Source organism: Allobosea sp. CCNWLY174 (assembly GCF_037120455.1).
GTDB lineage: Bacteria > Pseudomonadota > Alphaproteobacteria > Rhizobiales > Beijerinckiaceae > Allobosea > Allobosea lupini.
Genome location: NZ_JBBBBQ010000012.1, coordinates 124,607 through 137,804, shown reverse-complemented (window position 1 = coordinate 137,804; position 13,198 = coordinate 124,607). Strand labels below are relative to the sequence as shown.

The window sequence follows — 13,198 nt, the reverse complement described above, 5'->3', positions numbered from 1 at the left end:
TTCTTTCCCCTCAGTTCTTGATCGGCCAGATCAAAAGATTGCCGTGCGGATCGACCTCCGCGTAGTGCCTGGGCAACAGCACGGTCGTCGTGTCGTATTGCCGGATGATCGCCGGGCCATCGACGCGCCGGCCGAGCCCCATCTTGCTGCGGTCGTAGTGCGGCGTGCTGACCCAGGCGCCATCGAAATAGGCCTTGCTGGTCTCGATCAACGCGTCGGCGGGATCGGCGGTGGTCTCGATGGGCTGCTCGTCCACCGGTGGCGTCGCGCCGGTCGCGACGACGCGCAGCGCGACCAGCTCGACCGGTACATGGAAGCGCACGCCGTAGAGCCGTTCGTGCAGGGCATGGAAATCGACGAGCACGCTGTCGAGGCTGCCGGCCCGTTCCACCAGCTCCGGCGCGACCTCGACCGCGACCTCGAAACCCTGCTGCTCGTAGCGTAGGTCGAGCGAATAGCTGACCTTGCGGGCGGCCTGCGCGATCTCCTGCTCGTCGAGCCAACCGGTCGCCTTGGCACGCAGGTCGCGGAAGCGCGACCAGACCTGTTCGGCGTCGATGCCCTTGGTCGAGCGGATGAAGGTCTGCACGAACTCGTTCTTGAACTCGGCCTCGAGGAAGCCGAGGGCAGAGAGCACGCCGGGGTTCGACGGCACGACGACCGGATAGCAGCCGAGCAACTCCGCCATCGCATTGGCGTGCAGCGGACCGGCGCCGCCGAAGGCGACGATGCCGAACTCGCGCGGGTCGAGCCCGCGCTGCACCGTGATCACCCGCAGCGCACCGAGCATGACTTCGTTGGCGATGTCGAGAATGCCTTCGGCCGCCAGCTCGACTGGCAGGCCGATCGCCTCGCCGATGCGCCCGACGGCCGCGCGGGCGCCCTCGACATCGAGCGACATGTCGCCGCCGAGCAGGACCGGCGGCAGATAGCCGAGCACGACATTGGCGTCGCTCACCGCCGGCTCGGTGCCGCCGCGGCCATAGGAGACCGGTCCCGGCCGGGCGCCGGCTGAACGCGGCCCGACACGCAGCGATTTTGTCAGCGCCGAGACCTCTGCGATGGAGCCGCCGCCGGCGCCGACCGACCGGACGTCGAGCGTGGGAACCTTGGCCGGAAACAGCCCGACCTCGGTCGAACGCGAGATCGTCGGCTGGCCGTCGAGGATGACCGCCACGTCGGTCGAGGTGCCGCCCATATCGAAGGCCAGGAGCTTCTGCAGCCCGGTGCGGCGCGCCACCATCACAGTCGAGGTGACGCCGCCGGCCGGGCCCGACAGCACCGTGTGCACCGGCCGCTCGGAGGCAGCGGCGGCACTCATCAGACCGCCGTCGGAGCGGACGATGTGCAGCTTGGCCGAGACGCCTTCCTGTTCGAGACGCTGCTCGATGCGCGAGAGATAGCGCTTCATGATCGGGCGCACGTAGTCGTTCATCACGGTCGTGATGGCGCGATCGTACTCGCGGAACTCCGGCAGGATGTCGGACGAAAGCGAGACCGGAATATGCGGATGGCGCGCCGTCACGATGTCGCGCAGGGCACGCTCGTGCTCCGGGTTTGCATAGGAATGCATCAGGGAAATCGTGAGAGCTTCGATGCCCGAGGAGCAGAGGTCGTCGATCAGCCGCGTGGCCGCTTCGACATCGAGTTCACGGACGATCTTGCCCCGGGCGTTCATACGCTCGGGGATGCCACGAGTGTCTGCAAGCGAGGCCAAGGGGTCGGGCTTGTCCATGACGATCCAGCCAAAGAGCGGGCCCGGCGTCCATGATTTTGCCAGATGGAGTGTGTATTCGAAGCCTTCGGTAAGCAAAAGTCCGACGCGAGCGCCTTTGCCTTCGAGGACTGCATTGGTCGCGACCGTCGTTCCGTGCAGGATCAACGATATATCTGACGGTCTGATGCCGGCTTTCTCGCAAATGAGCCGGACTCCGTTGGCAACTCCGATGGATTGATCTTCAGGCGTCGAAGGCGTCTTGGCCTGATAGGTCCGGCCCGCGTGCTCGTCGTGAAGCAGCAGATCGGTGAAGGTTCCACCGACGTCCACACCCAGTCTCATTTCGATCCCCTTGGCTCATGATCGCGCCTGCAGCGGAAACGCTATTGCATGCGCATTCAAATCAACATAGTTTGCATCAACAGCGCACTGCAAGCGATTTTTGGACGAGGCTCCAGCGGGAGCTTGCTCACTGGAAGGAACGGCGCATGGCTGGCCGGACACTCTACGACAAGGTCTGGGACACGCATGTCGTGCGCGATTATCCCGACGGCACCAGTCTTCTCTATATCGACCGCCATCTCGTGCAGGAGGTTTCGAGCCCTCAGGCCTTCGAGGGCCTCAAGGCGCGCGGTGGCAGATTTCGCAGGCCGTTCGCGCATATCGCCGTCGCCGACCATGCCGTACCTACATTGCATCGCGAGCGCCCGCTCGCGCCCGGGCTGGCGGCAAACCAGGTCAAGCGGCTGCGGGAGAATGTCGAAGAGTTCGGGATCTCCTACATTCCGATGCGCGATCGCCGCCACGGGATCGTTCACGTGATCGGCCCGGAGCTAGGCTTCACCTTGCCCGGCGCGACACTGGTCTGCGGCGACAGTCACACCTGCACGCATGGCGCCTTCGGCGCGCTCGCCTTCGGTATCGGTTCCAGCGAATGCGAAAGCGTGTTCGCGACGCAAGCCCTGAGGCAGCGCAAGCAGAAGCGCATGCGCGTGCTGTTCCACGGCGAGCTGCGCCCTGGTGTCGGCGTCAAGGATATGATCCTGGCGCTGATTGCCCGGATCGGCACGAGCGGCGGCGGCGGCCATGCCATGGAATATGCCGGTCCGACCATTGCTCGGCTGTCTCAGGAGGAGCGCATGACGCTCTGCAACATGTCGATCGAGGCTGGCAGCCGGGTCGGCATGGTCGCGCCGGACGAGACGACATTCGCTTATATAAAGGGGTCGCCGCTGGCCCCGAAAGGCGCGCTCTGGGAGCAGGCTTTGCGTGACTGGCGCACACTTGCCAGCGATGCGGATGCCGTCTTCGACCGCGAGGTGGTGATCGATGTCGGCGAGCTCGAGCCGCATATTTCCTGGGGTACCACGCCTGAGGAGACGTTGCCGATCTCCGGTTCCGTGCCCGATCCGTCGCGCGAAAAGGATGCTGTCCGGCGCAGCCGGATGGAGCGCAGCATTGCCTATATGGGCCTGGTGCCCGGTACGCCGCTGAAGGAGATCGCGATCGATCGCGTCTTCATCGGCTCCTGTACCAATGGACGGATCGAGGATCTGCGGCGCGCCGCGGCGGTGGTCAGGGGCCGCAAGGTAGCTGCCTCGGTCACGGCGATCGTCGTGCCGGGCTCGGCCGCGGTGCGGCTTCGGGCCGAAGGCGAGGGGCTGGATCTCATCTTCCGCGAGGCCGGCTTCGAATGGCGCGATTCCGGCTGCTCGATGTGTGTGGCGATGAACGACGACCGCCTCTCGCCCGGGCAACGTTGCGCCTCGACCTCGAACCGCAATTTCGAGGGGCGGCAGGGCGTCGGCGGCCGCACGCATCTGATGAGTCCCGAAATGGCGGCAGCCGCAGCCATTTCTGGACGACTGGCCGACAGCAGGGAGTTGCATTGAGCATGCAGCAGTTCACCGCCTTGACGAGCGTCGCCGCGCCGCTCCCTGAATCCGATGTCGATACGGACATCATCTTTCCGGCCCGCTTCCTGCTGCTGCTCGATCGCAAGGGGCTGGGCGAGCATCTGTTCCACGAGCGCCGCCACGCCCAGAACGGCGCTGACTTCGTGCTGAACCGGCAACCCTGGAACAGGGCAGAGATCCTAGTTGCGGGCTCTAATTTCGGCTGCGGCTCGAGCCGGGAACATGCCGTATGGGCGCTGGTCGATTTCGGCATACGCTGTGTCATCGCCCGCAGCTTCGGCGAAATCTTCTTTGCGAATTGCTTCAAGAACGGCACGCTGCCGATGGTGCTGGATGGCGATGAGCATGCTGCCGTCATGGCGGAAGCCCAGGCGGGCCGTGCCATAACCGTCGATCTCGAGGCGCAGACGGTCGAACTGATCAGCGGCCGCAGCATTGTTTTCGAGATCGAGCCGCATCGCAAGCGTGCCTTGCTGCTCGGGCTAGACGAGATCGGTGCCATCCTCGCCGAGGACGAGCCGCTGATCACGCAGTTCGAAGGCCGTCATTGGCGAGACCGGCCGTGGCTGAAGCTCGGCCGCGAGCAGCACGCACACTTCGCCGACGTGCCCAAAGAAGCCGTCTGAGCCCGGCCGAGCATCGGCAATTGAGAAACCCCGAGGAAAACAGCCTATGAGCAAGCCCAGCCTTCGTGCTGCGATCGAATCCGGACGCTTCGTTGCCGCGCCGGGCATCCACGACATGATCGCAGCGGTCATTGCCAACAAGGTTGAGTTCGATTTCGTCTATGCGTCCGGCTACTGGATGACGGCCTCGGCCTACGGCCTACCGGATGCCGGCATCGCGAGCTATACGCAGATGCTCGACCGGGTCGCGACGCTGGTTCGTTCAACCAAGGCCGGCGTCATCGCCGATGCCGATACCGGCTATGGCGGGTTGCTGAACGTGCACCACACCGTGCGCGGCTATGAGGAGGCCGGCGTCGTCGCGATCCAGATCGAGGATCAGGTCTTTCCGAAGAAGTGCGGCCATACGCCGTTCAAGCGCGTAACACCACTGATCGACATGGTCGAGAAGATCAAGGTCGCCTGCGCGGCACGGCACAGCAACGAGATGCTCGTTATCGCCCGTACGGATTCGCGCCAGACTGGCGGCTACGAGGAAGCGGTGCGCCGCGGGATCGCCTTCGGCGAAGCCGGCGCCGACATCGTCTTCGTCGAGGCACTCGAAAGCGAGGCGGAGATGCGCGACGCCTGCCGGCGGGTGCGTCATCCGATGATCGCCAACATGGCCGACGGCGGCAAGACGCCGATCCGGTCCGCGAAGGAACTCGCCGAGATCGGCTATGCAATGGCGATCTATCCGGCAATGACCGGGCTGGCGGCTGCGCATGCGGTCGAAAACGCGCTTCGGATCTTGAAGCAGCAGGGTACCTCCAACGCACCCGAGCTGCCGCTGTTCAGCTTCGGCAAGTTCAACGAGCTGATCGGCTTCCCCGAGATCTGGGAATTCGAGAAGAAATGGGCGCGCGACGACGCGCAGGAGCAGCCATGATCGCTTCGGTCGCCTGCATCGGGGCGGGCCAGGTCGGGCGCGCCTGGGCGGTCGCCTTTGCGCGCGCCGGCTATGATGTTCGACTGCATGACCGTGACAGCGATCTCGTCAGCGCGGTCGCGCTTCCGAGCATTGCCGGTACGCTCGCCGACCTGGACGCAGCCGGCACACTGGTCGAGCCGGCTGCCGTCATTGCCGCACGCGTTCGGTCCGCGACAACGATCGCAGAGGCCGTCGCGGACGTCGCACATGTCCAGGAAAGCGTGCGCGAGGATCTGGCGATCAAGCGTGCGGTCTTCACGGAGATCGCGACGCATGCTCCGGCGACTGCCCGGCTCTGCTCATCGACATCGGCCCTGCGCGGCTCCGAGTTCCTCCGCCATGTCGCCGCGCCGGAGCGCGCCATGGTGGCGCACCCGGTCAATCCTCCCTCGCATATTCCCCTGGTCGAGCTCTGCGGCAGCGGGCTGACGACCGAGGCCGAGTTGGCGGCCGGCCGTGCTTTCTTCGAGGAGATCGGCATGCGGCCGATCCTGCTCAACAAGGAGATCGACGGCTTCATCCTGAACCGATTGCAATACACGTTGATCGCGGAGGCACTGCATCTGGTTGGCGAGGGCTATTGCAGCGCCGCCGATATCGACCGGGTGATGACGGATGGTCTGGCGCTCCGCTGGGCGTCGCTTGGCCCGTTCGCCGTAGCTCATCTCAACGCAGCCAACGGCTTTCGCGGCTTTGTCGATCAGCTCGGGCCGATGATGCGGCGGATGGGCAGCGATGCCCGGACCGACTATCCCTGGACCGACGCGACGATCAATGCGATCCATGCAGAGCTCTGCGAGATCATGCCGGTCGAGAAAATCCCGCAGCATCAGGCGAGGCGCGACCAGCGCATCCTCGCGGTGCGCAAGTTGCAGGAGAGCTGAAGCGGGCGGCGATGCCGGCCGGAGCGTGCTCCTAGTTTGCCGTGGACGGGCGCACAGTCTCGCGCCAGATCAGGCGCACCGGTACGATCCGGTCGATGCCCGGCTCGATCGCCTGGTCGGCATCATCGAGATGCAGGATCTTGAGTGTCTCCTCTACCATCTCCTCGACCGGCTGGCTGACCGTCGTCAATCGGTAGGGCCAGCGGCGGGCGTCTGGGATGTCGTCGAATCCCGCGACCATGAGCTCTTCCGGAATGCGGACAGAAAAGCGCTGACGGAGCGCATCGATTACCGCCATTGCCATGATGTCGTTGACCGCAAAGATGGCATCAGGCAGTGGACGCTCGCCGAACGCCGCCGATACTGCTCCGTGGGCGCCGTCATACGTCGAATTGCCTTCGATAACACGGATAGCGGCGCGCGGTATTCCCGACTCCACCAACGCATCGGAGAAACCCCGGGCGCGGTCAGCGCTCGTCGTTCCGCGGGTATCGCCAAGGATCAGCGCGAAGCTGTTTGCGCCTGCGGCAAGAAATGCTTCGGCGATCATGCGCCCGCCGCCGACATTGTCACAGCGTACGCCCGAAGCGTCGGTGCCCGGGATATATCGATTGAACAGTACGATCGGGATGCCGCGATCGTGGCAGATCGAGGTCATTCGTGTCGAAAGCTGCGCAGATGTCAGGATGATGCCGTCGACCTGATAGCGCAATACGCGCATCAACGCTTCGTCGGCTTCGGCCTGATGGTCTATCGTGAACGTCAGGGCCTGGCGACCGTTATCCTGCAGGCGCTTGACCAGAGTCGAGAGAACCGTCACGTAAAACGGATTGGCGAGATGGCCGAGAACGACGGCAACGATATTCGACCGTCTCGTAGTAAGGCTCGACGCAATGGAATTGGGAACGTAATTAAGCTTCCGGGCGGCTTCGATTATCTTCTGACGCTTCGATTCGGAAATGCTCGATCCGGGCGAAAACGCTCGCGATACGGCGGATTGCGAGACGCCCGCCAGGGCCGCGACATCGAACGACGTGAAGCGGGTCAGTTTCCTGTTCATGTCCTATCCCGCCTCGACAATTTTTCAATGATCCGGGACAACGACTCCTCCGTTAAAGCGGGAAGCGGCATCGATATAGGCTTTGGCATGCGCTCGCTCATGATTTACCGAACCCCGATCGTCAAGCCGCACGCGTGTCACTTACGTCTCTACACTGCGGCGCACGCGACGAGGCGGGAGGCGTTCTTGCCGGCGAGCCGTCCGAGCGTCGTCGCCATGCAGAGCCCGGCTGCGGGCAGGTATCCCCACACGCCCGGGCCGGAGATGCTTCGCGCCGCTCCGCCGCCGGCGAACAGGTTGGGGAGCAGGCGGCCGTCGTCCCGCTTCACCTGCGCGCGATCGTCGACGACGAGGCCGCCCTGGGTATGGAACAGCGCTCCCCGCACCTTGACGGCGTAGAAGGGGCCGGAGAGTTGCTGGTCCGGCCTGAAACGGCGGCCGAAGACATCGGCTTCGCCCGAAGCGGCCAGGGCCGTGACCTGCGCCAACGTTTTGCTCAATGCTGCTTCGTCGATGCCGATGCGGGCGGCGAGGCCGCCGATCGTGTCGGCGCTGCGCACCGCGCCGAGCCGGGTCAGATCCACGAACTCTGGCAGGCCTGTCACGCTGGCGCGCTGGTTTTCGCCGAAGATCGCCCAGGCGGTGTTGTCCGTCTGGGCGATGACTTTCTCGGCCTGTCCGGAAATATCCGCCAGCTCGTCGGAGAAGCGCTGGCCCGCTAGGTTGACGCAGAAGCCGCCGTTCATGATCAAATCGTAATTCAGCACGATGCCGTGGTCGGTCAGCCCGCCATAGCCCTGATAGGCCGCCATGTCGCCGAGCGCGCCGCCGAGTTCCCGCCCCCAGACGATGCCGTCACCATGATTGCCCTCGTGCCCGAAATACAGCGCGTTCGCCATATGGGTGATGTGCTCCGACACCATCGCGCGATTGGCGCCAAAGCCGCAGGTGGCGAGCACCACCGCATCGCATGCGATGGTCTCGCGCCGCCCGTCCGGCCGGAGCAAGGCGAGGCCCTTCACCGCGTCGTTCTCGTCGGCATAGAGATCGACCACTCGCGCGCCCATACAGCTGAAGACGCCGATCGCCTCGGCCGCTGCCTCCAGCGACGCGAGCAGCTCGGTCCCAGTCTTGCCCGGCATGCCGTGCATCCGCGGCCGGGAATGACCAAAGGCGACCCAGCCCGGATTGACGTCGAAGGGGATGCCGTGGCTCTCGCTGAGCCAGTCGATCGTGGGGCCCGCCTGCTCTGCGATCAGCCTTGCCAGCGCAGGGTCGGTCTGCCCTTTGGTCTTGCACATGATGTCCTGGAAGAACAGCTCCGGGCTGTCGTCGATGCCGAGCTCGCGCTGGATTCTGCTGCCGCCGGCGCAGACATAGCCCTGCGACATCGCGGTGCTGCCATGGGGACGCTCGTCGCGCTCGATCAGCATCACCTCGGCTCCGCCCTCGGCAGCCGCGATCGCCGCAGTGAAGCCGCAAGCGCCGGCGCCCACGACCGCGACCTGCGTGGCGGCATCGAAGCTGATGTCGTAGTCCCTGATGATCGGCATCGCCTGTCCTTTGCGCAGCGGGCATCTAGTAACTATGCAGGCCGCCGGCGCTGTGGCGGCTGCGCGTGTCAGAAATCGTTCAACAGGCGGCCGAAGCCGTCGATCTGATCGACGATCCCATTGCTGCGCAGCGCGTGCCAGTAAGTGGCTGTGTTGATCGCGATCACCGGCTTGCCCAGCCAAAATTCCGCAGCAGCGGCGAGACGAACCATCGAGAGATTCGTGCCAACCTGGACGATTGCGTCGACATCGTCGCCGTCGAGCCTGCGCAGCGCGCCCCGCAGCGTCTCGGTCGTCACCGCTGCGATCCCGGTCCAGGATGGGCATTGCAGCGCGATGTCACGCACCACCTCGAAACCCATGTCGCCGAAATAGCGTGCAACCTCGGTGTTCATCACCGGCCAGTAGGGCGAGAGCACCGCGAGCCGCTTTACTCCGCCATAGGCATTCAGCGCCGCGGTGCAGGCATGGCTGCCGACCGTGACGCCAATGCCCGAGGCGTCCTCGACCTTGGCAATGAAGGCATCGGCCCCTTTGGCGCCGTCGAAGAACGTGACGGCCGACATGCCCATGACCAGATGGGCGGGTGAGCAGGTCATCACGCTCTTCACCGCATCGAGCACATTGCCGGCTATGGTCTCGGCTCCGGCGCGAAAGCTCTCGTTGCTCACCGCATCTGCGTCGGGTGTAAAGATCCGGCTGTAGTGGTTCGTCACGCCGCGCGGGCGCATGTCGTCGAAATCCGGCTGGACGATCGTGTTGGTCGAAGGCCCCATGACGCCGAACTTCATACGCCCGCCCAATGCATCGGCCATGCGCCCCTCCTATCGTCGATCTAGGATGCTTGCTCGGCCAGCGCGGGGCTGACCGCGCTGCCGCGACGATGCCGCGCGCGCGGAACCGAGGCGAGCAGGCGTTGCGTATAGGCATGCTGCGGATCGGTCAGGACCCGGGCAGGGTCGCCCTGTTCGACGATGGTCCCAGCCGACATCACCGCGACATGCGAGCAGATGTGATGCACCAGCGCCAGATCGTGGCTGATGAAGACCATGCTCAGACCGAGGCGCTGGTTCAGGTCCATCAGCAGGCGCATGATCTGCGCTTGCAGCGAGACGTCGAGGGACGAGACCGGCTCGTCCGCGACGAGCAGATCCGGCCCCATGGCAAGCGCGCGGGCAATGGCCATGCGCTGCTTCTGGCCTCCGGAAAGCTCGTGCGGATAGCGCCCGAGCAGGTTCGCAGGCAGGCCGACCTGATCAAGCAGGGCTTCCGATCGCGCAAGGCGTTCGGCACGGGGTGTTCCGACCTGAGCCAAGGCCTCGCCGAGAAGGTGCTGCACCGTCTTGCGTGGATTGAGTGAGGAATTCGCATCCTGGAAAACCATCTGGATGCGTCGGCGGTAGGGGCGCATCTCGTGGCGCGACATGTGCGTCAGGTCGGCGCCGTCGAAGATCACGCGTCCGGTCGTAGCCTGTTCGAGGCGCAGGATGATCTTGGCCAGGGTGGACTTGCCGCAGCCGCTCTCGCCGACGAGCCCGAGCACCGAGCCGCGCTCAACCTCCAGCGTGACGCCCTTCACTGCCTGGTGCTCGGGTTTGCGCCAGGGCATCAACCCGCCGCGTCCGCCATAGATCTTCGTAACATCCTCCAGCTTCAGCAACGCGCTCATGCCGCTGCCTTCCAGCAGGCGATGCGGTGGCCGCCGCGCCGCAGCTCGGGCGGCCGCTCGGTTTCGCAGCGGTCATCCGCCAGGGCGCAGCGCGCCACGAACGGACAACCCTGGCCGGCACGCGCCAGCGAGAAAGCAGCCCCTTCGATAGGCTTCAGGTCGCCGGGTCGATCCTCCAGGCGCGGTACGCAATCGAGCAACGCCTTGCTGTAGGGATGTTCAGGCCGGCCGAACAGCATGTCGACCGGCGAATCCTCCATCATCATGCCACCATAGAGCACGACGGAACGGCTGCAGATCTCACTCATGAGGTCGAGATTGTGCGTGATGAACAGGAGAGCCAGGCCGAGCTTCTCGCGCAGGTCCCGCAGCAATTCGACGATCTGGGCCTGTACGGTGACGTCGAGCGCCGTCGTCGGCTCGTCGGCGATCAGCAGCTTCGGACGACAGGCCACCGCCATCGCGATCAGCACGCGCTGGCGCATGCCGCCGGAGAACTCGTGCGGATAGGCATCCAGGCGCTTGCCGGCGTCCTTGATCCCCACGAGCTCGAGCATCTCGACGGCGATGTTGCGCGCGTCCCGCTGCGAAACGGTACGATGGGCGCGGATGACGTCGCTGATCTGGACGCCGATGGGGAAGACGGGGTTCAGGCCGGAGAGGGCATCCTGGAACACGATCGAGACCGTGCCACCACGCAGGCGTCGCATCTCCCGCTCGTCGAGTCTGCCGATATCATGTCCATCGAGCCTGATAGAGCCGCGGGTGATCCGCCCCGGGGCGCGCAGCAGCCGCATGATCGCAAGTGCCGTCTGGCTCTTGCCCGAGCCGCTTTCGCCGACCAGACCCACCGCCTCGCCGGTCTCGACGGAGAGGCTCAGTCCGCGCACCACTTCGGCCATCCCGGCGGCGGTCGGAAAGCCGATCCCGAGATTGTCGATTTCGAGTAATGCCATCAGATCATCATCCTACCGCCCGAGACCTTGCGGGGGTCGAGCACATCGCGCAGGGCATCGCCGAGCAGGTTGAAGCCGATGACCGTGATCGAGATCGCCGCACCCGGGAAGACATAGGTCCACCACTCGCCGGAGAAGATCGAACGGCGCGCATCGGCCAGCATTCCGCCCCAGCTCGGATGCGGCGGCTCGACGCCGAGGCCGACGAAGCTGAGCGAGGCCTCGACGACGATGCCGACGGCGATCAGCAGCGTCGCCTGCACGATCACCGGCGAAAGGCAGTTCGGCAGCACGTCGCCAAACATGATCGGCGTCGTGGCGGCGCCCTGCAGCCGGCGGGCCTGCACGTAGTCGGCCCGCGCCTCCAGAAGGGCGCCGCCATAGGTGACGCGGGCCAGCGGCGGCATGTAGAGCAGGCCGATCAGCACGATGAGCTTGGCTTCGTTGGGGAAGGTACACGGACCGATCTTGACCGGGCCGATACCGATGATGCCGACGATGGCGATCGCCCAGATCAGCAGCGGGATCGCGGCGAGCCCGTCCATGGCGCGCATCGCAACCTGCTCCCACCAGCCGCGCAGTATCGCCGAAGTCAGCCCGATCAGGACCCCGCCGAGCGTGCCGATCAGCACGGCGATGAAGCCGACCGCAAGAGAGGGGCGGGCGCCCCAGATCACCCGGCTGAGAATGTCGCGGCCGGTCGGGTCGGTCCCGAACCAATGCAGCGCGCTTGGAGCCTGCAGCTTGCGCTGCAGATCGACGGCCAGCGGGTCGTAGGGCGCCACCCAAGGGGCGAGTAGTGAGATGACGATCACGAGCACGACGACACAGAGACCGGCCGCGCCGGCAGGCCGGCCGGCCAGCGCCTTGAGCGCCGATGTTCGTGAAACTGACTGGATACTGATGGCGCTCATGCCGATACCCGTGGATCGAGAAGACGGTACAGCAAGTCGGCGATCAGGTTTGCTATCAGGAATATCGCGGTGATCACCAGCACCACGTCGAGGATGACGAAGTAGTCGCGGCGGAAGATCGCGTTCAGCAACGCACGCGACATTCCGGGAATGTTGAAGACCTGCTCGATGATCAGGGCCCACCCGAACATGTAGCCGAAGGACATCGCCGAGACGGTCACGACCGGTGTCATCGCATTGCGCAAAACGTAGACCAGGATTCGACGCCGCGGCAGCCCCATGGCGCGCGCGACGCGCACATGATCGGCCAAGAGCACGTCGCCGACGCTGGACCGGGTCATGCGGCTGATGATCGCGACGTAGTAGAGGCCGAGCGAGACCGCAGGCAGGACGAGCGAGAGCAGGTGGGGGCCCACTCCGCCCGACCAGGGCACATAGCCGCCTGCAGGAAACCAGCCGAGCCCGACCGCCCCCCAGGCGATCAGCATGAGGCCGAGCCAGAAGGTTGGGATCGAAACGCCGAGCGTGGCGATCGCGCGCGAAACATGGTCGATCCAACTGTCTTCGCGCAGGGCCGAGATGATGCCGAGCGGGATCGCCAGGCAAAGCGCCAGAAGGAAGGCCCACAGCACGAGTTCGAGCGTCACGGGAAGCGTCATCGCGATCGTGCGCGAGATGGAGCTGTCATCCACAAAGGATTGCCCGAAATCGCCACGCAGGGCCTTGCCCGCCCAGGTGACATATTGCCGGAGCACGGGCTGATCGAGCCCGCGCTCCGCTTCGAAGGCTGCGATGTCCTCATCAGCCGCATCCGCGCCGAGAACGACGCGACCGGGCGAAACCGGGTTAGACTGCACGAGCGCGAACAGCACGACGCTGACTGCGAAGAGCACACCGATGGACCCTGCGACCCGGCTGATGATCCGCAACATG

The 13,198-nt window shown here is 65.1% G+C and carries 12 protein-coding genes; 4 read left to right on the top strand and 8 right to left on the bottom strand.

The window, feature by feature from the left end:
• Nucleotides 1-10: 10 nt before the first annotated feature.
• A complete protein-coding gene (locus V7S63_RS25910; protein WP_336532395.1) occupies nt 11-2,059 on the bottom strand; it encodes a hydantoinase/oxoprolinase family protein in 2,049 nt (682 codons plus the stop codon).
• Nucleotides 2,060-2,205: 146 nt separating this feature from the next.
• On the opposite strand from V7S63_RS25910, the gene leuC reads away from it, so the two are divergent.
• Genes leuC through V7S63_RS25890 form a run of 4 tightly spaced genes read left to right on the top strand, consistent with a single transcriptional unit; the run spans nt 2,206 to nt 6,113 of the window.
• Complete coding sequence (gene leuC, locus V7S63_RS25905; RefSeq protein WP_336532394.1) at nt 2,206-3,609, top strand: 3-isopropylmalate dehydratase large subunit; 1,404 nt, start codon at nt 2,206-2,208, stop codon at nt 3,607-3,609.
• A 2-nt stretch (nt 3,610-3,611) separates the two neighbouring features.
• Nucleotides 3,612-4,259, top strand: a complete 648-nt coding sequence (gene leuD / locus V7S63_RS25900) for a 3-isopropylmalate dehydratase small subunit (protein WP_336532393.1) — start codon at nt 3,612-3,614, stop codon at nt 4,257-4,259.
• Nucleotides 4,260-4,305: 46 nt separating this feature from the next.
• A complete protein-coding gene (locus V7S63_RS25895; protein ID WP_336532392.1) occupies nt 4,306-5,187 on the top strand; it encodes an isocitrate lyase/PEP mutase family protein in 882 nt (293 codons plus the stop codon).
• The gene (locus tag V7S63_RS25890) at nt 5,184-6,113 is read left to right on the top strand and encodes a 3-hydroxyacyl-CoA dehydrogenase NAD-binding domain-containing protein (RefSeq protein WP_336532391.1); all 930 of its coding nucleotides are present in this window, start codon (nt 5,184-5,186) and stop codon (nt 6,111-6,113) included. Before V7S63_RS25895 ends, V7S63_RS25890 begins: the two co-directional genes overlap by 4 nt.
• Before the next feature lie 31 nt (nt 6,114-6,144).
• On the opposite strand, the gene V7S63_RS25885 is transcribed toward V7S63_RS25890, so the two are convergent.
• The 7 genes from V7S63_RS25885 to V7S63_RS25855 all read right to left on the bottom strand — a co-directional run bounded on the left by V7S63_RS25885 (nt 6,145) and on the right by V7S63_RS25855 (nt 13,197).
• Nucleotides 6,145-7,173 (bottom strand): LacI family DNA-binding transcriptional regulator, encoded by a 1,029-nt coding sequence (locus V7S63_RS25885; RefSeq protein WP_336532390.1) that lies wholly within the window; start codon nt 7,171-7,173, stop codon nt 6,145-6,147.
• Nucleotides 7,174-7,322: 149 nt separating this feature from the next.
• Nucleotides 7,323-8,726: an FAD-dependent oxidoreductase gene (locus V7S63_RS25880; protein WP_336532389.1), complete on the bottom strand. Its 1,404-nt coding sequence runs from the start codon at nt 8,724-8,726 to the stop codon at nt 7,323-7,325.
• A gap of 68 nt (nt 8,727-8,794) precedes the next feature.
• Nucleotides 8,795-9,541, bottom strand: coding sequence for a maleate cis-trans isomerase family protein (locus tag V7S63_RS25875; protein ID WP_336532388.1), 747 nt, complete (start codon nt 9,539-9,541; stop codon nt 8,795-8,797).
• Nucleotides 9,542-9,561: 20 nt separating this feature from the next.
• The gene (locus V7S63_RS25870; protein WP_336532387.1) at nt 9,562-10,386 is read right to left on the bottom strand and encodes an ATP-binding cassette domain-containing protein; all 825 of its coding nucleotides are present in this window, start codon (nt 10,384-10,386) and stop codon (nt 9,562-9,564) included.
• 5 nt (nt 10,387-10,391) lie between these two features.
• Nucleotides 10,392-11,351, bottom strand: a complete 960-nt coding sequence (locus tag V7S63_RS25865) for an ABC transporter ATP-binding protein (protein ID WP_336532386.1) — start codon at nt 11,349-11,351, stop codon at nt 10,392-10,394.
• Nucleotides 11,351-12,265: an ABC transporter permease gene (locus tag V7S63_RS25860; RefSeq protein WP_336532385.1), complete on the bottom strand. Its 915-nt coding sequence runs from the start codon at nt 12,263-12,265 to the stop codon at nt 11,351-11,353. Before V7S63_RS25860 ends, V7S63_RS25865 begins: the two co-directional genes overlap by 1 nt.
• Complete coding sequence (locus V7S63_RS25855; RefSeq protein ID WP_336532384.1) at nt 12,262-13,197, bottom strand: ABC transporter permease; 936 nt, start codon at nt 13,195-13,197, stop codon at nt 12,262-12,264. The genes V7S63_RS25860 and V7S63_RS25855 overlap by 4 nt, the downstream gene beginning before the upstream one ends.
• Nucleotide 13,198: the final 1 nt, after the last annotated feature.